Raw genomic sequence first — 20846 nt, forward strand, 5'->3', positions numbered from 1 at the left:
GAGAAAGTGCAGCCCCATCCAGTCAGGGGATTTCATGACAAGACGTCATAACTGGTCCAGGGCGCGCAGAACGGCGGCGACGCTGCTCACCGCCCTCGGCACACTGGCCGGCGCGGCCCTCGCGGGGGCCGCGCCGGCCGGTGCCGCGAGCTGGACCCCCGTGGCGCCGGGCGTGACCTACCGTCAGTACGACGTGTCGGCCGCCGCCGGGGTCGCCCGCGTCCATGTGCTCGACGTGGACCTCGCCGACAGCCGGGTGCGGCTGGGGCTGCTGTACCCGGGGAGGGTCGCCTCCCGTGCCGCCGTCTCCTCGATGGCCGACGCCCAGCGGGCCGTGGCCGGGGTCAACGGTGACTTCTTCAACGTCTCCGAGACCCAGCACCCGGGCGTGCCGGTGACGGGAGCGAGCGTGGGTCCGGCGATCGCGGACGGCAGGGAGCTGAAGTCGGCGGTGCCGAACGGCCAGCGGTTCGGGCCCGCGCTGCCCCGGGGCACCAGCACCCGGGCGGTCCTCGGGGTCGGCGCGGACGGCCGGGCCCGGCTGGACACGCTGACGCTCGACGGCACCGTGACCGCGGCGCCGGGGCAGCTCAGACTGGCCGGGCTCAACCAGTACGCGCTGCCGGAGAACTCCGTCGGCGCGTTCACACCGGACTGGGGCAGCGCCTCGCGCAGGCGGGCCACCTGCGGCTCCGACACCAGCCGGGGCGCGCCGTGCAGTACGCGCACCTACGAGGTGACGGTCCGGGACGACCGGGTGGTGGCGGTCTCCACGGCGCCCGGCAGCGGTGCCGTCGCGCCGGGCACCACGGTCCTCGTCGGCCGGGAGGCGGGCGCGCAGCAGCTGAAGGCGCTCAAGGTGGGCGACCGGGTGACGGTGCGATACGGGCTCACGTCCGGCTCCAGGACGGCGTACCGCTTCGCCATCGGCGGGCAGCCGCTGCTGACGGGCGGACAGCCGCTGGCGGGGCTGGACACGCGCACCTCGGCCGTGCGGACGGCGGTGGGCATCGGCGACGGCGGCCGGCGGGTGTTCCTGCTCGCCCTGGACGGCGGGAGCTCCTCCCGCGGGGGGCTGACGATCGCCGAGGTCGCCGCCGCCCTGAGGAACCTCGGGGCCACCGAGGGCTTCGGTCTGGACGGCGGCGGCTCCTCGACCCTGGTGTCCCGCCCTACGGGCTCGACCAGGGTCGGCGTCCGCAACCATCCGTCGGACGGGGTGGAGCGGTCGGTGGCCAACGGCATCGGGGTGTTCACCCGGTAGGGCCGGTCCGCCACCGGGTCCCCAGCGGTCTCACGGGCGAAGGCTGCCGACGAGGTCGGCGGTCGCCGTGAGGCCGCTGTGGATGGTGGGGGCCATGCTGGTGCCGGCCAGGAAGAAGCCGAGCAGCAGACAGGTCAGGGCGTGCGAGATCTTCAGTCCGCTGTTGCGCATGAAGACCACTGCGAGGATCAACAGCAACAGCACCACGGAAATGGAAATGGCCATCGTCACCCTCCTCCATCACGTCCGCTTTCGCGGCGTTCGGCCGCAAGTGTGGCGTAACGGAGGGTTCGTCCGGGCGGCTGACCTGTCGTCCGAACGGGTGGTGTCCGGGCCGCGGGCTACCGGTGGGCGTCGAGGAAGGCCTCCAGGCCGGCCAGGTCGTCGGTGTTGAGGTAGTCGACGCCGGCCGCGAGGAGCTCCGTCCACAGGGCGTCGCGCTCGGGTCCGGCCACGTCGGGGGTGGCCCAGAAGCGGACCTGCTGTCCGCGCGCGTGGGCCGTGTCCACGATCGTGCGCAGCCTGGTCCGCTCGGCCTCGGGGAAGGCGCCGGCGCCGAGCCAGGTGAAGTTGAGGGTCCAGTTGTCGCTGATCAGGGACGCGAAGGAGGCCTCGCTGGTGCCGAGGTCGATGAGGCGGCCGTCGTAGAAGGCACGGCGGACGGTCTGCGCCGCCATGGGGATACGCGCGGCCCGGTCGCCGGAGATGACCGCCGTGACGGGGCCGCGCCGGACCTTGCCGTGGGCGTACGTGGTGAACAGGTGCCGGTAGCGCTTGAGCAGTTCGTCGAGCGCGAGGTAGGTGGAGGATCCCTCGGTCTTGATGTCGATGAGGAGTTGCAGCGGCTGCCGGTAACCCCGGTACACGGAACCGTGGTTGGCCTTGACGCGGGCGGCGAGCGGGGCGAGGTAGAGGCCTTCGAGGGTGCGGGTGGGGTCGAGCTCGTCCGCCGAGTGGGCGATGAGGAGGTCTCCGTCGACGAGGAAGATGTCGGCCTCGACGCTGCCGAAGCGGTGGTCGAGCGCGTCGAGGAGGGGGCGGGGGTGCTCGTAGTCGTTGTGGGCGTGGGCGCGCCACAGCGGGCGGGGTCCGTGGTGCCGGCCGGCGGCGAACGCGCTGCCGGCGGGCGGTGCGAGGATCGCGGCGGTGGTCGCGGCGAGACCGGTGAGCACTCTGCGGCGGGTGACGTGAGCCATGGTGTTCCTCCCTGTGGGGCGGGTCCGGACCACAGGGAGTATGGGGCCGTACGGCCCCCAAGGAACCTGTACATGGCAGGAGTTGGCCGGACCGCCGCGGTCCGTTCACTCCTTCCGCCCAGCCGCACGGAAAAGCCCGCCCCAGGTGGGGCGGGCTTCACCGTGGGGACGGCGGCGGGGGTCAGGGGGCCTGGAGATCGACCAGTTCGGCCACGGCGGTCCGGTGGGCGCCGGCCGTGCCGTAGGCGATCGCGTCGGACTTGGCCCGCTTGAGGTACAGATGGACGGGGTGTTCCCAGGTCATACCGATCCCGGCGTGCAGTTGCAGCGCCTCCTCGGCGGTGTGGACGGCCACCCCCGCCGCGTAGGCCTGGGCGACGGCCACCGTGAGATCGACGTCCTCGCCGGTGGTGAGGGCGTCGGCGGCACCGCGGGCGGCGGCGCGGAGGTTGACGACCTCCAGCCACAGCTGGGCGAGCCGGTGCTTGAGCGCCTGGAAGCCGCCGACGGGCCGGTTGAACTGCTTGCGCTCCTTGAGGTAGCGCACGGTCTCGGTCAGCAGCCAGTCCGCCACGCCCAGTTGCTCGGAGGCGAGCAGTCCGGCACCGGCGCGCAGGGCCCGGCGTACGGCGGGTCCGGCGTCGCCGATGCGGCGGCCGGGGGCACCGGTGAGGGTGACGGTGGCGAGGGGGCGGGTGAGGTCGAAGGCGATCTGCGGGGTGACGGTCACCGCGTCGGTGTCCGCGGCGGAGACGGCGTAGAGGCCGCCGTCCTCGGCGGGCACCAGCAGCACATCGGCGGCCACGGCGTCCGCGATGCCGGTCAGCTCCCCGTGCAGGGAACCCTCTTCGACGCGTACGGCGGTGAAGGCGGCGCCGGGGGCGAGGTGCAGCCCGACCGCCAGCGCGCCGATCGTCCGGCCGGACGCCAGCCGGCCGAGCAGCTCCTCGTCACCGCAGGCCAGTACGGCCTCCGTGGCGACCACGGCACTGGTCAGATAGGGCACGGGGGCGACCGCGCGGCCCAACTCCTCCAGGACGACGGCGACTTCGCGGTGGGTGGCGCCCTGGCCGCCCAGTTCCTCGGGGATCAGCAGGCCCGCGAGGCCCATCCCGTCGGTGAGCGCCTTCCAGGCCGCCAGGTCGTGCGGGGAGTCCGACTCCGTGCGGGCGATGACCCCGGGAGCGTCGCAGTGGTCCGCCAGCAGGTCGCGTACCGCCGACCGCAGCGCCTCCTCCTCCTCGGAGTAGAGAAGATCCGACTGTGTGCTCATCGGGCGAGGTCCTTCCACGCGACGTCCTTGTCGGTGCGCGGCTCGGCGGGGAGGCCCAGGACGCGCTCGGCGACGATGTTCAGCAGGACCTCGCTGGTCCCGCCCTCGATGCTGTTGCCCTTGGAGCGCAGATAGCGGTATCCGGCGTCCCGTCCGGTGAAGTCCACCAGCTCCGGGCGGCGCATGGTCCAGTCGTCGTACAACAGGCCTTCCTCGCCGCGGAGTTCGACCTCCAGGCCGCTGATCTCCTGGTTGAGGCGGGCGAAGGCGAGCTTCATGCCGGCGCCCTCGGGGCCGGGCTGGCCGGCGACGAGCTGCTGGCGCAGCCGCTCCGCGGTGAGGCGGGCGACCTCGGACTCCACCCAGAGCGTGAGCAGCCGCTGGTGGAGGTCGTGGGTGCGCAGCTCGGGGCGCTCGCGCCAGGTCTTCGCGACCGGGCCGATCATGCCGCCCTCGCGGGGCAGCCGCATGCCGCCGATGGCGACGCGCTCGTTGTTGAGGGTGGTCTGCGCGACGCGCCAGCCGTCGCCGATCTCGCCGAGGCGGCGGGAGTCGGGGATGCGGACGTCGGTGAGGAAGACCTCGTTGAACTCGGCCTCGCCGGTGATCTGCCGCAGCGGGCGGATGTCGACACCGGGGTCGGTCATGTCACAGATGAAGTAGGTGATGCCGGCGTGCTTGGGCACGTCCGGGTCGGTGCGGGCGATGAGGATGGCCCAGCGCGAGTTGTGCGCCCCGGACGTCCACACCTTCTGCCCGTTGACGACCCAGTCCCCGTCGTCCTGGCGGACGGCCCGGGTGCCGAGGGCCGCGAGGTCGGAGCCGGCTCCGGGCTCGCTGAAGAGCTGGCACCAGACCTCCTCGCCGATCCACAGCGGCCGCAGATAGCGCTGCTTCTGCTCCTCGGTGCCGTACCGGAGGACGGTCGGGGCGGCCATGCCGAGGCCGATGCCGTTGCGGCGCGCGTCGTTGTCGGGGGCGCCGGCCGCCTCCAGTGCGGCGTCCACGACGCTCTGGAGGGAGCGCGGGACACCGAGGCCGCCGAGGCCCTCCGGGTAGTGCACCCAGGCCAGCCCGGCGTCGAAGCGGGCCTTGAGGAAGTCCAGCCGGTCGGTCTCGGCGGGCGGGTGTGCGGCCAGCAACTCGGCTGTGCGGCGCGTGAGTTCGGCTGCGTCGGTCATGCCGCGGCTCCGTTCTCCAGGGCCGGGACGACGGCGACCCGGCCGGTGGTGACCCCGTCGCCGACCCGCTGCACGGCGGCCGCCGCCCCGGCCAGCGGCACCCGCTCGCTGACCAGCGGCTTGATCGCGCCCCGGGCGGCGAGGTCGGTGAGCTGCTCGTGGCAGTGCCGGACCAGCTTCGGGTTCTTGGTGTTGTACAGGCCCCAGTGCAGACCGAGGATCGAGTAGTTCTTGACCAGGGCGTGGTTGAGGCCCGGGCTGGGGATCGTGCCGCTCGCGAAGCCGACGACCACGATCCGGCCCTCGAAGGCGACGACCTTGGTGGACTGGGTGTAGGCGTCGCCGCCGACGGGGTCGTAGATCACGTCGGCGCCCCGGCCGCCGGTGGCCTCCTTCACGGCGGCGACGACGTCCTCGGCGCGCCGGTCGACGACCACGTCGCAGCCCAGCTCACGGGCGACCGCGGCCTTGTCGGCGCCGCCCACGACACCGATGACCCTCGCGCCGGCCGCCTTGCCGAGCTGCACGGCCGCGCTGCCGACCCCTCCTGCGGCAGCGTGGACGAGCAGGGTCTCGCCGGCTTCGAGCCCGGCCCGGCGGTGCAGTCCGAACCAGCCCGTCTGGTAGCCGATGTGCAGGGCCGCGGCCTCGGCGTCGTCGAGCGCGTCCGGGGCGGGCAGCAGGGCGGCGGCGTCCGCGACGGCGTACTCGGCGAAACCGCCGTACGGCAGGGCGGGGTTGGCGATCACCCGGCGGCCGTCCTCGGTCTCGCCGCAGATCTCCACGCCCGGGGTGAACGGCAGCGGCGGGCGCACCTGGTACTGGCCCCGGCACATCAGCACATCGGGGAAGTTGATGTTGGCGGCGCGCACCGTGAGCAGCACCTGGCCGTCGCCGGGCGTGGGCCGCTCCACCTCGCGGAGCCGCATCACCTCGCTCGGCTCACCGTTCTCGTGCACTTGCCATGCCTGCATGCGGTGCCTCCACAGACTGCTTCGTCGGGGTCCACCGCATACTAAGCGGTCGCTTGCCACCGAGGGAACCGTGTCCGGGGTAACAGCGTGAGCGTCACGCCTTCCCGCGCGGCCTCGCCCGTACGTGCATCCGCTCGCCCTGCGGACCGAACAGGCTGAGGAACTCCACCGGCCCCTCCCCCGTCGACCCGAACCAGTGCGGCACGCGCGTGTCGAACTCGGCGGCCTCCCCCGCCGCCAGCACCACGTCGTGCTCCCCGATCACCATCCGCAGCCGCCCGGACAGCACGTACAGCCACTCGTAGCCCTCGTGGGTGCGCGGCTCCGGCTCCTCGACGCCCACCGGCACCAGCACCTTGAACGCCTGGAGGCCGCCGGGCTGCCGGGTCAGCGGCCAGAAGGTGCGCCCGTGCCGGACCACCGGCTTGGCCCGCACCCGGGGGTCGGTCACCGCGGGAGCGCCCACCAGCTCGTCCAGCGGCACCTGATGGGCCTGGGCGATCGGCAGCAGCAGCTCCAGACTGGGCTTGCGCAGGCCCGACTCCAGCCGGGACAGGGTGCTGACCGAGATGCCGGTCGCCTCGGACAGCGCCGCCAGGGTCACCTCCCGCTCCTTCCGGATCCGGCGCAGCCGGGGGCCCACTTCCGCGAGAACGTCTTCGGCACTCATATCCCGTATTGCAGAATCGGCAAAGCCGTTTGTCAATCCGGTGGGGTCCGGGTCACCTTCTCGGTGGAGGTGGTCACCATGACCGATGTGACGGACGATGTGACGGACACGTACGAAGTGATCGTCGTCGGCGGCGGTGCCGCGGGGCTGTCCGCGGCGCTCGTCCTGGGCCGGGCCCGGCGCCGCACGCTGGTCGTCGACGCGGGCGAGCCCCGCAACGCGCCCGCCGCCCATATGCAGGGCTATCTGACCCGGGACGGCATGCCGCCCGCCGAGTTCCTCGCGCGGGGGCGGGAGGAGATCGCCCGGTACGGCGTGGCGCTGGTCCGGGACCGGGCGGCGGCGGCCGCCCGGACGGAGGGCGGCTTCGCCGTGCGGCTGGCGTCCGGCCGCACGGTGCGCGCCCGGCAGCTGGTGCTCGCGACCGGGCTGAAGGACGAGCTGCCCCCGGTGGAGGGGCTCGCGGAGCGCTTCGGCCGGGATGTGCTGCACTGCCCGTACTGCCACGGCTGGGAGGTCCGCGACCAGGCGTTCGGCGTGCTCGCCGGCAGGCCGATGAGCGCCCACCAGGCGCTGATGGTCACCCAGTGGTCCACGGACGTGACGCTCTTCCTGCACCGGGTCGCCGAGGAGGAGCTGACCGACGACGACCGACGCCAGCTGGCCGCTGCCAAGGTCCGGGTGGTGCCGGGCGAGGTGGCGGGGCTGCGGATCGAGGACGACCGGCTGACCGGCGTACGGCTCGCGGACGGCAGCACGCACGAGCGGGAGACCCTGTTCGTCGCCCCGCGCCCGGTCCCGCGGAACGACCTGCTGATCCAGCTCGGCGCCGAGCTGAGGGAGACGCCCTTCGGTGCCTACCCGGTGATCGACGAGCGGGGCCTGACGACCGTGCCGGGCCTGTGGGCCGCGGGCAACGCGAGCGGGTTCGCCGAACAGGTCGTGAACGCGGCGAGCCGCGGCTACCGGGCCGGGGCTGCGATCAACGGCGAGCTGCTCTTCGCGGACCTGGACGCGGCCGGGGTGTAGTCCCGGGGCCGCCGTTGCACGATGGCTGCATGCTGCTGACCCGGCTCGCCGCTGTGTCCCGGGAGGTCGCGGCCACCTCGGCGCGCTCCCGCAAGATCGCCCTGCTCGCCGGGCTGTTCCGGGAGGCGGAGCCGGCCGACGTCCCGGTCGTCATCCCCTATCTGGCCGGACGGCTGCCGCAGGGCCGGCTCGGCGTCGGCTGGAAGGTGCTGAGCCGTCCGGTCGCCCCGGCCGCCGCCCCGGCGCTCACGGTGCGCGAGGTCGACGCGCTGCTCACCGCTCTAGGCGAGGTGTCCGGGCCCGGCTCCCAGGCCGAACGGCTGCGGCTGGTGGGCGAGTTGATGGGCGCGGCCACGGCGGACGAGCAGCGGTTCCTGCTCGGGCTGATCACCGGCGAGGTGCGCCAGGGCGCCCTGGACGCGGTGGCGGTGGAGGGCCTGGCGCAGGCGACCGGGGCGCCCCCGGCGGGCGTACGGCGGGCCGTGATGCTCGCGGGGTCCCTCCGGACGGTCGCCGAGTCCCTCCTGCGGGACGGCCCCGCGGCGCTGGAGGCGTTCCGGCTGACCGTCGGCCGCCCGGTCCTGCCGATGCTGGCGCACTCCGCGTCCTCGGTCGCCGAGGCGGTGGAGAAGCTGGGCGGCTGCGCGGTGGAGGAGAAGCTGGACGGCATCCGGGTCCAGGTGCACCGGGACGGCGCGGAGGTCCGCCTCTACACCCGCACGCTCGACGACATCACCGACCGGCTGCCCGAAGTGACGGCGGCTGCACGGGAGTTGGCGGGCGAGCGGTTCGTCCTGGACGGCGAGGTCATCGCCCTCGACGAGGACGGCCGGCCCCGTTCCTTCCAGGAGACCGCCGGACGGGTCGGTTCCCGGGTGGACGTGGCGGCGGCCGCCGAGGCCGTCCCCGTCTCCCCGGTCTTCTTCGACGCGCTGTCCGTGGCGGACCGGGACCTGCTGGACCTGCCCTTCGCCGAACGGCACGCGGAGCTGGCCCGGCTGGTGCCGGAGGAGATGCGGGTACGGCGGACGGTGGTGGCCGGTGCGCAGGACCTCCCGGCCGCCGAGGAGTTCCTGGCGCGGACCCTCGGGCGCGGTCACGAGGGCGTGGTCGTGAAGTCCCTCGACGCCCCCTACAGCGCGGGCCGACGCGGGGCGTCCTGGCTGAAGGTCAAGCCCGTGCACACCCTCGACCTGGTGGTCCTGGCCGCCGAGTGGGGCCACGGCCGCCGCACCGGCAGGCTCTCCAACCTCCACCTCGGCGCCCGCACCGCCGACGGCGGCTTCGCCATGCTCGGCAAGACCTTCAAGGGCATGACCGACGCGATGCTCGACTGGCAGACGGAGCACCTCCGGCGGCTCGCCGTGCGCGACGACGGCCGGGTGGTGGCCGTACGCCCCGAACTCGTCGTCGAGATCGCCTACGACGGCCTCCAGCGCTCCACCCGCTACCCGGCCGGGGTCACCCTGCGCTTCGCCCGCGTGGTCCGCTACCGCGAGGACAAACGGCCCGCGGAGGCCGATACCGTGGAGACCCTGCTCGCCGCCCACCCGGAGGTGCACCCGTGACGCAGAAGCGCAGCGCGGGCCTGCTGCTGTTCCGGCACACCGCGGACGGCACCGAGGTGCTGCTCGGCCACATGGGCGGCCCCTACTTCGCGACGAAGGACGCCGGGGCCTGGTCCGTCCCCAAGGGCGAGTACGAGCCCGACGAGCCCGCCTGGGACGCGGCGCGCCGCGAGTTCCGCGAGGAGCTGGGGCTGGAGCCGCCCGACGGCGAGGCGATCCCCCTCGGGGAGGTCCGGCAGACCAACGGCAAGATCGTCACCGTGTGGGCGATCGAGGCGGACCTGGATCCGGCGACGGCCGTGCCGGGCACCTTCCGCATGGAGTGGCCGCCGCGCTCCGGGCGGATCCAGGAGTTCCCGGAGCTGGACCGGGTGGCCTGGTACACCCTGGCGCGCGCCCGCGACGTGATCGTCCCGGCCCAGGCCGCGTTCCTCGACCGGCTGCCGGGGCACTCGCCCTGACGTGCACGCGTTGCGCGGTCCGGTGCGGCGCGGGAAGGTCGAAGCAGGCAGCTCTCCAGGAGGTCGGCCATGCCCATCGCGACGGTGAACCCGGCGGACGGCGAGACGCTCAAGACGTACGAGCCCATGGGCGAGGAGGAGCTGGAACGCCGGCTCCAGCTCGCCGAGGCCACGTTCCGCACGTACCGGCTGAGCAGCTTCACCGACCGCTCACGTCTGCTGCTCCAGGCGGCCGGCCTGCTGGAGGAGGACCAGCGGGACATCGCGCGGGTGATGACCACCGAGATGGGCAAGCCGATCCGGCAGGCGCGCGCCGAGGCCGCGAAGTGCGCCAGGGCGATGCGCTGGTACGCCGAGCGCGCGGAGGGGCTGCTCGCCGACGAGCGGCCGGACGACGCCGACGTGGCGGACTCCGGCGGCACCCGGGCCCTGGTCCGCTACCGGCCGCTGGGCCCGGTGCTGGCCGTGATGCCGTGGAACTTCCCCCTGTGGCAGGTGATCCGGTTCGCCGCGCCCGCGCTGATGGCGGGCAACGTCGGCCTGCTCAAGCACGCCTCCAACGTCCCCCAGACCGCGCTGTACCTGGAGGACCTCTTCCACCGCGCGGGCTTCACCGAGGGCTGCTTCCAGACCCTGCTGATCGGGTCCGGCGCGGTGGACGAGATCCTGCGCGACGAACGGGTGCGGGCCGCGACCCTCACGGGCAGCGAACCGGCGGGCCGGGCGGTCGCCGCCACCTCCGGGGCGATGGTCAAGAAGACGGTCCTGGAGCTGGGCGGCAGCGACCCGTTCGTCGTCATGCCCTCCGCCGACCTCGACCGGGCCGCGCGGGTCGCGGTGACGGCCCGGGTGCAGAACAACGGTCAGTCCTGCATCGCCGCCAAGCGGTTCATCGTCCACTCGGACGTGTACGACGCGTTCGCGGAGCGCTTCACCGAAGGGATGAAGGCGCTGAAGGTCGGCGACCCGCTGGAGGAGGACACCGACGTCGGCCCGCTGGCGAGCGAACAGGGCCGGGCCGACCTGGAGGAACTGGTCGACGACGCGCGCCGCGCCGGCGCCGTGGTGCTGTGCGGTGGCGAACGCCCCGAAGGGCCCGGCTGGTACTACCCGCCGACCGTCCTGACGGGCCTCACCCGCGCGATGCGCATCCATCGCGAGGAGGCGTTCGGCCCGGTCGCGACGCTGTACCGGGTGGCCGACCTGGACGAGGCGGTGCTCCTCGCCAACGACTCCCCGTTCGGTCTGAGTTCGAACGTCTGGACGCAGGACGAGACCGAGGTGGACCGTTTCGCGCGGGACCTGGAGGCCGGCGGGGTGTTCGTGAACGGGATGACCGCGTCCCATCCGGCGTTCCCGTTCGGCGGGGTGAAACGGTCCGGGTACGGGCGTGAGCTGTCCGGGCACGGAATCCGCGAGTTCTGCAACATCACCACGGTTTGGCACGGTGCCTGAGCGCCGCGCGGTTACGATCCCGGGTGTGAACCGCGAAGTGACCCTGCCCCTGATCGTCGACGACCGCGGGACCCTTCAGGTGGCTGCCGCCGATGTGAGCAAGCTGCTCCGCACGCTGGGCGGGAGGTGGCTGCACCTCGTCGAGGCGGGGGCGGAGGATCTCGACGAGGACACGGTGGCGGCGCTGACGATCGAACTGGCGAAGCTGGCCGACCGGATCGATGTGGCGTGCATTGCGCACAGCAGCGGGGGGACTTCGTAGGGGGCGTGTTGTTGCGTTGCCGGGTGCGGGTGCGTCGTGGCTTGTCGCGCAGTTCCCCGCGCCCCTTGAGCGAGTGCAGTGGACGTGCCTGTCAGGGGCGCGGGGAACTGCGCGATCAGCCCCCACGCACCCGCAGTCGCCGTACTACCGGATGGACATCCCGGAGAGCGTCCTGGCGATCACCAGGCGCTGGATCTCGCTCGTCCCTTCGAAGATGGTGTAGATCGCCGCGTCTCGGTGCATCCGCTCCACCGGGTACTCCCGCGTGTACCCGTTGCCCCCGAGGATCTGCACGGCCTGCGCCGTGACCTTCTTCGCCGTCTCACTCGCGAACAGCTTCGACATCGAGCCCTCGGCCGCGGTGAACGGCTTCCCGCTGATCGCCATCCACGAGGCCCGCCACACCAGCAGCCGCGCCGCGTCGATCTGCGTCCGCATGTCGGCGAGCTGGAAGGCCACGCCCTGGTTGTCGATGATCGGCCGCCCGAACTGTTCCCGGGTCATGGCGTAGTCGAGGGCCACCTCGTACGCGGCACGGGCGGTGCCGACCGCCATCGCCCCGACCGCCGGACGCGAGGCCTCGAACGTGGCCATCGCCGCGTTCTTCACGCGCTCGCCGCCCGCCTTGGCCCGCTCCCGGGCCCGCGCGAGCCGCTCGTCCAGCTTCTCCTTGCCGCCGAGCAGGCAGGAGCCGGGCACGCGCACGTGGTCGAGGACGACCTCGGCGGTGTGCGAGGCGCGGATGCCGTGCTTCTTGAACTTCTGGCCCTGGGCCAGACCGGGCGTGCCCGCCGGGACGATGAAGGAGGCGTGGCCCTTGGAGCCCAGCTCCGGGTCGACGACGGCGACCACGACATGGACGTTGGCGATGCCGCCGTTGGTCGCCCAGGTCTTCGTGCCGTTGATCACCCACTCGTCCTTGGCCTCGTCGTACACGGCACGCGTGCGCATCGAGGCGACGTCGGAGCCGGCGTCGGGCTCGGAGGAGCAGAACGCCGCGACCTTGACGTCGTTGGCGTCGCCGTACATCTGGGGGATCCAGGTGCCGATCTGTTCCTCGGTTCCGTTGGCGAGGACTCCCACGGCGGCCAGACCCGTGCCTACGATCGACAGGGCGATACCCGCGTCGCCCCAGAACAGCTCCTCCATCGCCATCGGGATACCGAGCCCGGTGGGGTCGAAGTACTGCTGCGCGTAGAAGTCGAGGGAGTAGATGCCGACCTTCGCGGCCTCCTGGATGACCGGCCAGGGAGTCTCCTCACGCTCGTCCCATTCGGCGGCCGCGGGACGGATCACGTCTGCGGCGAAACCGTGCAGCCAGTCCCGGACCTCCTTCTGTTCGTCGTTGAGCTCCATGGTGAACTCGGCCATGTCCCCTCCAGCGGCGGGCGTGCGTGTTACTAGCGGTAACCCCGAGTCTGTTACTCGCGGGTAGGAAAAGTCAACTCCTGACGACGGCCAGGGAGCCCTCAGGCCCGTTCGCTGTCAGGCTGCTGTCAGGTGTTAGTTTGCGCAGGCGTCGCCGAAACATCACGGGTGGGGAGAGCACATGGACACCACGCAGCGGACCGAGCAGCAGAGGTCGGCCGACCGCCGACGGCGCGAATTGCTGGAGGCCGCGGACCGGGTGGTGCTCCGGGACGGCCCCCAGGCGTCGATGAACGCGATCGCCGCGGAGGCCGGCATCACCAAGCCGATCCTCTACCGGCACTTCGGCGACAAGGGCGGACTGTACGCGGCGCTGGCCAAGCGGCACACGGACGCGCTGCTGGACTCCCTGCGGGCCGCGCTGGACGCGCCCGCGGAGCGGCGGGAGCGGGTGGAGGCCACCCTCGACACCTACCTCGCCGCCATCGAGGCGCGGCCCCAGGTGTACCGGTTCCTGATGCACCCTTCCGAGGGCGGGCAGGGCGCGGAGGCGGGGTTCGACGTGGGCAAGCACAGCGCGCCGCTGCTCCGCAGGATGGGCGAGGAGCTGGCCCAGGTGATCGAGGACCGGCTGGATCTCGGGCCGGAGAGCCAGCGGCTGGCCCGGGTGTGGGGGCACGGGATCGTCGGGATGATGCACGCGGCCGGGGACTGGTGGCTGGGTGAGCGGCCGTGTTCCCGGGCCGAGCTGGTGCGGAGTCTGGCGGATCTTCTGTGGGGGCGTCTCGCTGCCGCGGGGGACAAGATCGGGGGGCCCGGGTTCTGAGGGTCGGGTCCGGTCTACGGGCCGGTGGGGGCTGCTCGCGCAGTTCCCCGCGCCCCTGAAAGCATCCACTCACCGGTGCCAAGAGGCTCGCTTCACCTGACGCAGCAGCCTGCGCCTGCGCCAGCCCTCCACCCGGTCCGCGTACACCGTGCCCTCCAGGTGGTCGCACTCGTGCTGCAGGCATCGGGCGAAGAACCCCGTGCCGTGGACCGTGATCGGCTCGCCGGTCACGGTGAAGCCCTCGACGACCGCGTGGTCGTGGCGCTCCGTTCCCGCCTCCAGGCCCGGGAGGGACAGACAGCCCTCCGGGCCGCGCAGGACGATCCCGTCCGCCTCCACCAGCCTCGGGTTCACGACATGGCCCAGATGGCGGACGTCGTCGTCGTCCGGGCAGTCGTAGACGAAGACCCGCAGGGGTTCGCCGACCTGGTTCGCGGCGAGGCCGACGCCCTGGGCCGCGTACATCGTGGCGAACATGTCCTCGACGAGCCGGGCGAGTTCGGGGCCGAACCCGGTGACCTCCCGGCACGGCTGTGCCAGGACGGGATCACCGAGGAGTGTGAGGGGCCGGACGCGTCCGTGCGCGCCCTGGATGGAGCCGTGTCGCATGGCGGCAAGGGTACGGTCCCTTCTGACACGCGCATGCCGTGCGGGTGTGAGGTGGTGCCGCGATTCGGGCCTGCGAATGGATCTCGATAGGCTGACCCCCTACCACGTTGCCGTACGGCAGAGGCGCGGCGCGTACGCAAGGAGGATCGAGAACTGATGGCAGGCAACTCGGACCCGCTCACGCCGCGGGCCAAGATCGCCGTGACCGCGGGCAAGGCGGTCGCTGCGGCATCGCGCGCGGCCGGACGCGGCAGCGGATCGGTGATCGGTGGCCGGGTGGCACTCAAACTCGACCCCGATCTCCTCGCCAGGCTCGCCCAGAACCTGGACGTCATCCTGGTGTCGGCGACCAACGGCAAGACCACCACGACCCGGCTCATCGCCGAGGCCCTGCGGGCCGCGGGACCGGTCGTGTCCAACGCGCTCGGCGCCAACATGCCGGCCGGCATCACCTCGGCGCTCGCGGGCGGCTCGGACTCCAAGTACGGCGTCATCGAGGTCGACGAGAAGTACCTCGCCGGCGTCGCCCGGGACACCGCGCCGAAGTGCATCGCGCTGCTGAACCTCTCCCGCGACCAGCTGGACCGCGCGGCCGAGACCCGGATGCTCGCGGAGAACTGGCGTGAGGGGCTCGCCGGTTCCAAGGCCGTCGTCGTCGCCAACGCCGACGACCCGCTGGTGGTGTGGGCCGCGTCCTCCTCGCCCAACGTGGTGTGGGTCGCGGCCGGGCAGATGTGGAAGGACGACGCCTGGTCGTGCCCGTCCTGCGGCGGTGTCATGCAGCGCCCCGGCGACGACTGGTTCTGCGGCGAGTGCGGGTTCCGCCGGCCGCAGCCGAGCTGGGCGCTGTCCGGGGACCACGTCCTCGACCCGCACGGCTCCGCGTGGCCCATCCACCTCCAGCTCCCCGGACGGGCCAACAAGGCCAACGCCGCCTCCTCGGCGGCCGTCGCCGCCGTGTTCGGCGTGCCGCCGCAGGTCGCGCTGGAGCGCATGTACCAGGTGCAGGCCGTCGCCGGACGCTACGACGTCGTCCAGTTCCAGGGGCGTGATCTGCGGCTCCTGCTGGCCAAGAACCCGGCCGGCTGGCTCGAGACGTTCAGCCTGATCGATCCTGCACCCGCCCCGGTGATCCTCTCGGTGAACGCGCGCGGCGCGGACGGCACCGACACCTCCTGGCTGTGGGACGTCGACTACACACGGCTGACCGGCCACCCGATCTTCGTCATCGGTGACCGCAAGCTGGACCTCGCGGTGCGCCTCGAGGTGGCGAACCAGCACTTCCAGGTGTGCGACAGCGTCGACCAGGCCGTGCAGCAGTGCCCGCCGGGCCGGATCGAGGTCATCGCGAACTACACCGCGTTCCAGGACCTGCGCCGCCGCGTCGGCAACTGACCACGAAGGACGACCAGTTCATGAGCGACAATCAACTGCGGATCGTCTGGGTCTACCCGGACCTGCTGAGCACCTACGGCGACCAGGGCAACGTCCTGGTCGTGGAGCGCCGGGCCCGCCAGCGCGGCCTCGACGTGGCCCGCCTCGACGTGCGCAGCGACCAGCCGATCCCCACCTCCGGCGACATCTACCTCATCGGCGGCGGCGAGGACCGGCCCCAGCGGCTCGCCGCGGAGCGCCTGCTGCGCGACGGGCACCTGTTCCAGGCGGTGAACAACGGCGCGATCGTGTTCGCGGTCTGCGCCGGCTACCAGATCCTCGGCCACGAGTTCGTCAACGACGTCGGCCAGCGTCAGCCGGGCCTCGGCCTCCTCGACGTCACCACGGTGCGCGGCGAGGGCGAGCGGTGCGTCGGTGACGTCCTCGCCGACATCGACCCCCGGCTCGGGCTGCCGTCCCTGACGGGCTTCGAGAACCACCAGGGCGTCACCCATCTCGGCCCGACCGCCCGCCCGTTCGCCCGCGTCCAGCTCGGCAAGGGCAACGGCACCGGCGACGGGACCGAGGGGGCGTACAACGACACCGTGTTCGGCACGTACATGCACGGGCCGGTGCTCGCGCGCAACCCGCTCATCGCGGACCTGCTGCTGAAGCTGGCACTCGATGTGAACGCGCTGCCGCCGACGGACGACCGCTGGTACGAGGCGCTGCGCAACGAGCGCATCGCGTCGGCACAGCAGCCTGCGTGAGTTGTCTGTTCACCTGCTTTTCAGGGCACCGTCAGCAGCCCGTCTGACGGTGCATCCGCACAGGTGAGCAGGCACGTCCAGCAGGCGGACGCATGCTTCGGCCCCGCCCCCTCCTGCCGCTAGGGTGGCGGGGATCGAGCCGGACGACGGGGTCCGGATCCGGCCCTCGTGGAGAAGGTTTTTCGGGCTATGCGCATTGGTGTCCTCACCTCCGGCGGCGACTGCCCCGGCCTGAACGCCGTCATCCGGTCCGTCGTGCACCGTGCCGTCGCCGACCACGGCGACGAGGTCATCGGCTTCCGGGACGGCTGGAAGGGCCTCCTGGAGTGCGACTACCTCAAGCTCGACCTCGACGCGGTGGCCGGCATCCTGGCCCGCGGCGGCACCATCCTCGGCTCCTCCCGGGTCCAGCCCTCGCATCTGCGGGACGGCGTGGAGCGGGCGAAGGGCCACGTCCAGGAGCTCGGGCTGGACGCGATCATCCCCATCGGCGGTGAGGGCACCCTCAAGGCGGCCCGGCTGATGTCGGACGCCGGACTGCCGGTCGTCGGCGTGCCGAAGACCATCGACAACGACATCGCCGTCACCGACGTCACCTTCGGCTTCGACACGGCCGTCGGGGTGGCGACCGAGGCGCTCGACCGGCTGAAGACCACCGCCGAGTCGCACCAGCGGGTGCTGGTCGTCGAGGTCATGGGACGGCACACCGGCTGGATAGCGCTTCAGTCGGGCATGGCGGCGGGCGCCCACGCCATCGTCGTCCCCGAGCGGCCCTTCGACATCGAGGAGCTGGCGCGGCGGGTCGGCGAGCGGTTCGAGGCGGGGAAGCGGTTCGCGATCGTCGTCGCCGCGGAGGGCGCGAAGCCCCGCGCCGGGACCATGGACTTCGACGAAGGCGGCAAGGACATCTACGGGCACGAGCGGTTCGCCGGGATCGCCCGTCAGCTGTCCATCGAGCTGGAGCACCGGCTCGGCAAGGAGGCCCGTCCGGTGATCCTCGGACATGTGCAGCGGGGTGGCACGCCGACCGCGTACGACCGGGTGCTGGCGACCCGGTTCGGGTGGCACGCGGTGGAGGCGGCGCACCGGGGGGAGTTCGGGAAGATGACGGCCCTGCGCGGGACGGACATCGTGATGGTCTCCCTCGCGGAGGCCGTGGAGACGCTGAAGACCGTGCCGGCCGAGCGGTACGCGGAAGCGGAGTGCGTGCTCTAGCCGTCCGGCGGGTGCGGGTGCGCCGTGGTCGCTCGCGCCCGCGCGGCGGAGCCGCATATCGATACAGCCCCGCGCCCCTTCAGGCGGGACCAGACGCCCCCGGTCACAACAGTGACCGGGGGCGGTTCTACTCTTGTGGGCGGCAGGAAACGTACAACCCCCCACGAATCAGGAGCCGCCCACCATGGATCACAGCGGGCACGGCATGCATATGGATCTACTGCCGTTCACGCTGGGGCGGGGACTTCAGTGGTCGGCGGATCCGTTCTTCCTGGTGGCGTGTCTGGCCGGGCTGGGGCTGTACGGGTGGGGTGTGGTGCGGCTGCGGCGGCGGGGGGACGCCTGGTCGGCCGCGCGGACCGTGTCGTTCGTCCTCGGGGTGCTCACGATCATGCTGGTGATGTGCACCCGGCTGAACGACTACGGGATGGTCATGTTCAGCGTGCACATGGTGCAGCACATGGTCATCAGCATGCTGTCGCCGATCCTGATCCTGCTGGGGGCTCCCATGACGCTGGCGCTGCGGGCGCTGCCGGCGGCCGGCGGGGGGCGCAAGGGGCCGCGCGAGCTGCTGCTGATGCTGCTGCACAGCCGGTACATGCGGATCATCACGCATCCGGCGTTCACCATCCCGATGTTCATCGCCTCGCTGTACGCCCTGTACTTCAGTCCCCTCTTCGACTTCCTGATGGGCTCGAAGGTCGGGCACATCGCGATGATGCTGCACTTCCTCGCGGTGGGCGTGGTGTTCTTCTGGCCGATCATCGGGGTGGACCCGGGGCCGCGGCGGCCGGGGCATCTGATGCGGATGCTGGAGCTGTTCGCCGGGATGCCGTTCCACGCGTTCTTCGGGATCGCGCTGATGATGGCGTCCGAGCCGATGGTCGACACGTTCCGCAACCCGCCCGCCTCGCTCGGGATCGACGCGCTGTCCGACCAGAGCGCCGCGGGCGGCATCGCGTGGGCGTTCAGCGAGATCCCGTCCGTGCTGGTGCTGATCGCGCTGCTGTTCCAGTGGTACGGCTCCGAGCAGCGGCAGGCCAAGCGCAAGGACCGCGCCGCCGACCGGGACGGCGACAAGGAGCTGGAGGCGTACAACGCCTATCTCGCCTCGCTGAACACCCGGGGACGCTGAAGGGGGACGCGGTCGCGGGTGCGGCGGGGCACCATGGAGGTGGACGCGCCCGGTGGCGGGCGGCCCTGAGGAGGGTGTCGCGATGGCAGGTTCCACGGACAGTTCCACGAGGACCATGGGGGTGCTCACCATCGGCGCGCTGGTGGCGGTGACCGCCTACACGGTGGCGCTCGGCAGCAACGGCTGGCTGTGGTTCGGCTGGGTCGTGCTCGGACTGATCACGCTGGCGATGATCGTGCTGAAGAACGGCTGATCAGCCGGGGCCGAGGCGGGCCGCCGAGTGGACGCCCGGCTGGTACTTCGGCAGCCGGGCGGTGATCTTCATGCCCGCCCCGACGGCCGTCTCGATGACGAGGCCGTAGTCGTCGCCGTACACCTGGCGCAGCCGGTCGTCGACGTTGGACAGGCCGATGCCGCCGGAGGGGCTGACCTCGCCGGCCAGGATGCGGCGCAGCAGGACCGGGTCCATGCCGGCGCCATCGTCCTCGATGACGACCAGCGCCTCGGCGCCGGCGTCCTGGGCGGTGATCTGGATGTGGCACTTCTCCGTCTTGCCCTCCAGGCCGTGCTTGACGGCGTTCTCCACCAGGGGCTGGAGGCAGAGGAAGGGCAGGGCGACGGGGAGGACCTCCGGGGCGATCTGGAGGGTGACGGCGAGGCGGTCGCCGAAGCGCGCGCGGACCAGGGCCAGGTAGTGGTCGATGGCGTGGAGCTCGTCGGCGAGGGTGGTGAAGTCGCCGTGCCGGCGGAACGAGTAGCGGGTGAAGTCGGCGAACTCCAGGAGCAGCTCGCGGGCGCGTTCGGGGTCGGTGCGGACGAAGGACGCGATCACGGCGAGCGAGTTGAAGACGAAGTGCGGGGAGATCTGGGCGCGCAGGGCCTTGATCTCCGCCTCGATCAGCCGGGTGCGGGACTGGTCGAGATCGGCGAGCTCCAGCTGGACGCTGACCCAGCGGGCCACCTCGCCCGCGGCGCGGACCAGGACGGCCGACTCGCGGGGTGCGCAGGCGACTAGGGCGCCGTGCACCCGGTCGTCGACGGTGAGGGGGGCGACCACGGCCCAGCGGACCGGGCAGTCGGCGTGGTCGCAGGTGAGGCGGAAGGCCTCGCCCCGGCCGCTGTCCAGGGGGGCGGCGAGGCGTTCCATGATCTCGGTGCGGTGGTGGGAGCCCACGCCGTCCCAGGCGAGGACCTGCTCGCGGTCCGTGAGGCACAGGGCGTCCGTGCCGAGCAGGGTGCGCAGTCTGCGGGCGGACTTGCGGGCCGTCTCCTCGGTGAGGCCCGCCCGCAGCGGGGGTGCGGCGAGCGAGGCGGTGTGCAGGGTCTGGAAGGTGGCGTGCTCGACGGGGGTGCCGAGGCCGGCCTGGCGGTCGGGGCGGGCGGTACGGCGACCGAGCCAGAACCCGAGGGCGAGGAAGGGGAGGATGGCGATGCACACACCGGCCAGAAACCCACTCACGCCGCGCCCTCCGACGCCGCGCGCCCATCGAACGCCGCACGCCCATCGGACGCCGCACGCTGATCGGACGCCGCGCGCCCATCGGACGCCGCGTGCCCATCGGACGCCGCGTGCTGATCGAGCGCCGTGTGCTCATCGGACGCCATCCGCGACTGGGGCGCCGTGCGTTCCCCGGACGCCGTGCGTTCCCCGGACGCCGTGTGTCCCTCGGGCGCCATGTGTCCCTCGGGCGCCGTGTGTACCTCGGGCGCCGTGTGTACCTCGGGCGCCGTCCGCTCCTCCGGGGCCTCGCGCTGCTCGGGCACCCGGCGTTCCTCCGACGCCTGCCACGGCGCCCCGCCCCCTGTTTCCTCCAACACCCGGGGCTCCTCCGACGCGGGGGCGAGGGCGCGAGCGAGCTCGGCTTCGAGCCGCACCTCCCCAACCCCCGAACCCTCCGGCACCCCGCGCCCCTCCGACGCGGCGGCCAGGGCGCGAGCAGCCTCGACTTCAAGCCGCACCTCCCCAACCCCCGAACCCTCCGGCACCCCGCGCCCCTCCGACGCGGCGGCCAGGGCGCAAGCGGCCTCGGCTTCGAGCCGCACCTCCCCAACCCCCGAACCCTCCGGCACCCCGCGCCCCTCCGACGCGGCGGCCAGGGCGCAAGCGGCCTCGGCTTCAAGCCGCACCTCCCCAACCCCCGAACCCTCCCGCACCCCGCGCCCCTCCGACCTCTCGCGCTCCTCTGGCCTCCCCCGTTGTTCCGGCACCGGGCGCT

At 72.5% G+C, this 20846-nt stretch carries 21 protein-coding genes; 12 read left to right on the forward strand and 9 right to left on the reverse strand.

From position 1 onward, the window contains the following. Window positions 1–34: 34 nt before the first annotated feature. Entirely contained in the window at window positions 35–1264 is a 1230-nt protein-coding gene (locus tag ABZ490_RS39820; RefSeq protein WP_359002029.1) for a phosphodiester glycosidase family protein, read from the forward strand. A 30-nt stretch (window positions 1265–1294) separates the two neighbouring features. Here the strand turns inward: ABZ490_RS39820 and ABZ490_RS39825 are convergent, their stop codons facing one another. The 6 genes from ABZ490_RS39825 to ABZ490_RS39850 all read right to left on the reverse strand — a co-directional run bounded on the left by ABZ490_RS39825 (window position 1295) and on the right by ABZ490_RS39850 (window position 6558). Beyond that, complete coding sequence (locus tag ABZ490_RS39825; RefSeq protein WP_055632977.1) at window positions 1295–1489, reverse strand: hypothetical protein; 195 nt, start codon at window positions 1487–1489, stop codon at window positions 1295–1297. Between the two features lie 116 nt (window positions 1490–1605). Next, window positions 1606–2460, reverse strand: a complete 855-nt coding sequence (locus tag ABZ490_RS39830; RefSeq protein ID WP_359002032.1) for a phosphatidylinositol-specific phospholipase C/glycerophosphodiester phosphodiesterase family protein — start codon at window positions 2458–2460, stop codon at window positions 1606–1608. Between the two features lie 181 nt (window positions 2461–2641). Next, a complete protein-coding gene (locus tag ABZ490_RS39835) occupies window positions 2642–3733 on the reverse strand; it encodes an acyl-CoA dehydrogenase family protein (protein ID WP_359002034.1) in 1092 nt (363 codons plus the stop codon). Continuing rightward, window positions 3730–4914 carry an acyl-CoA dehydrogenase family protein gene (locus ABZ490_RS39840; protein ID WP_359002036.1) on the reverse strand — a complete coding sequence of 395 codons (1185 nt, stop codon included), beginning with the start codon at window positions 4912–4914 and terminating at the stop codon, window positions 3730–3732. Before ABZ490_RS39840 ends, ABZ490_RS39835 begins: the two co-directional genes overlap by 4 nt. Beyond that, window positions 4911–5888, reverse strand: coding sequence for an NADPH:quinone oxidoreductase family protein (locus ABZ490_RS39845; protein WP_359002038.1), 978 nt, complete (start codon window positions 5886–5888; stop codon window positions 4911–4913). The genes ABZ490_RS39840 and ABZ490_RS39845 overlap by 4 nt, the downstream gene beginning before the upstream one ends. 94 nt (window positions 5889–5982) lie before the next feature. Further along, window positions 5983–6558, reverse strand: coding sequence for an XRE family transcriptional regulator (locus tag ABZ490_RS39850; protein WP_359002040.1), 576 nt, complete (start codon window positions 6556–6558; stop codon window positions 5983–5985). A gap of 78 nt (window positions 6559–6636) precedes the next feature. Between ABZ490_RS39850 and ABZ490_RS39855 the strand changes: the two genes are divergently transcribed. The 5 genes from ABZ490_RS39855 to ABZ490_RS39875 all read left to right on the forward strand — a co-directional run bounded on the left by ABZ490_RS39855 (window position 6637) and on the right by ABZ490_RS39875 (window position 11333). Next, window positions 6637–7587: an NAD(P)/FAD-dependent oxidoreductase gene (locus ABZ490_RS39855; protein ID WP_359002042.1), complete on the forward strand. Its 951-nt coding sequence runs from the start codon at window positions 6637–6639 to the stop codon at window positions 7585–7587. 29 nt (window positions 7588–7616) lie between these two features. Then, window positions 7617–9155, forward strand: coding sequence for an ATP-dependent DNA ligase (locus tag ABZ490_RS39860; RefSeq protein ID WP_359002044.1), 1539 nt, complete (start codon window positions 7617–7619; stop codon window positions 9153–9155). Further along, the gene (locus tag ABZ490_RS39865) at window positions 9152–9616 is read left to right on the forward strand and encodes an NUDIX domain-containing protein (protein WP_359002046.1); all 465 of its coding nucleotides are present in this window, start codon (window positions 9152–9154) and stop codon (window positions 9614–9616) included. The genes ABZ490_RS39860 and ABZ490_RS39865 overlap by 4 nt, the downstream gene beginning before the upstream one ends. 69 nt (window positions 9617–9685) lie before the next feature. Then, window positions 9686–11071, forward strand: a complete 1386-nt coding sequence (locus ABZ490_RS39870; RefSeq protein WP_359002048.1) for an NADP-dependent succinic semialdehyde dehydrogenase — start codon at window positions 9686–9688, stop codon at window positions 11069–11071. Between the two features lie 25 nt (window positions 11072–11096). Next, window positions 11097–11333, forward strand: coding sequence for a DUF6213 family protein (locus tag ABZ490_RS39875; protein ID WP_359002050.1), 237 nt, complete (start codon window positions 11097–11099; stop codon window positions 11331–11333). Window positions 11334–11477: 144 nt separating this feature from the next. Here ABZ490_RS39875 and ABZ490_RS39880 read toward each other — a convergent pair whose 3' ends face one another. Next, window positions 11478–12704 (reverse strand): acyl-CoA dehydrogenase family protein, encoded by a 1227-nt coding sequence (locus ABZ490_RS39880; protein WP_359002052.1) that lies wholly within the window; start codon window positions 12702–12704, stop codon window positions 11478–11480. A 178-nt stretch (window positions 12705–12882) separates the two neighbouring features. Between ABZ490_RS39880 and ABZ490_RS39885 the strand changes: the two genes are divergently transcribed. Further along, entirely contained in the window at window positions 12883–13527 is a 645-nt protein-coding gene (locus ABZ490_RS39885; RefSeq protein WP_359002054.1) for a TetR family transcriptional regulator, read from the forward strand. A 69-nt stretch (window positions 13528–13596) separates the two neighbouring features. Here the strand turns inward: ABZ490_RS39885 and def are convergent, their stop codons facing one another. After that, the gene (gene def, locus ABZ490_RS39890) at window positions 13597–14136 is read right to left on the reverse strand and encodes a peptide deformylase (protein ID WP_359002056.1); all 540 of its coding nucleotides are present in this window, start codon (window positions 14134–14136) and stop codon (window positions 13597–13599) included. A gap of 156 nt (window positions 14137–14292) precedes the next feature. On the opposite strand from def, the gene ABZ490_RS39895 reads away from it, so the two are divergent. From ABZ490_RS39895 to ABZ490_RS39915, 5 genes are all read left to right on the forward strand, one after another. Then, window positions 14293–15531 carry a MurT ligase domain-containing protein gene (locus ABZ490_RS39895; protein ID WP_067255988.1) on the forward strand — a complete coding sequence of 413 codons (1239 nt, stop codon included), beginning with the start codon at window positions 14293–14295 and terminating at the stop codon, window positions 15529–15531. 20 nt (window positions 15532–15551) lie between these two features. Beyond that, window positions 15552–16280: a glutamine amidotransferase gene (locus tag ABZ490_RS39900; RefSeq protein WP_359002058.1), complete on the forward strand. Its 729-nt coding sequence runs from the start codon at window positions 15552–15554 to the stop codon at window positions 16278–16280. A gap of 189 nt (window positions 16281–16469) precedes the next feature. Beyond that, on the forward strand, window positions 16470–17495 hold the full coding sequence (locus ABZ490_RS39905; protein ID WP_359002060.1) for a 6-phosphofructokinase: 1026 nt from the start codon (window positions 16470–16472) through the stop codon (window positions 17493–17495). A 184-nt stretch (window positions 17496–17679) separates the two neighbouring features. Next, window positions 17680–18630 carry a cytochrome c oxidase assembly protein gene (locus ABZ490_RS39910; protein ID WP_359002062.1) on the forward strand — a complete coding sequence of 317 codons (951 nt, stop codon included), beginning with the start codon at window positions 17680–17682 and terminating at the stop codon, window positions 18628–18630. Between the two features lie 82 nt (window positions 18631–18712). Next, window positions 18713–18883, forward strand: a complete 171-nt coding sequence (locus tag ABZ490_RS39915; RefSeq protein ID WP_359002064.1) for a hypothetical protein — start codon at window positions 18713–18715, stop codon at window positions 18881–18883. Here ABZ490_RS39915 and ABZ490_RS39920 read toward each other — a convergent pair whose 3' ends face one another. Beyond that, the gene (locus ABZ490_RS39920) at window positions 18884–20089 is read right to left on the reverse strand and encodes a histidine kinase (protein ID WP_359002066.1); all 1206 of its coding nucleotides are present in this window, start codon (window positions 20087–20089) and stop codon (window positions 18884–18886) included. It abuts the gene before it with no gap. Window positions 20090–20846 lie beyond the last annotated feature (757 nt).

Source organism: Streptomyces sp. NPDC005811 (genome assembly GCF_040630405.1).
In the GTDB taxonomy this organism is placed as follows: Bacteria; Actinomycetota; Actinomycetes; order Streptomycetales; family Streptomycetaceae; genus Streptomyces.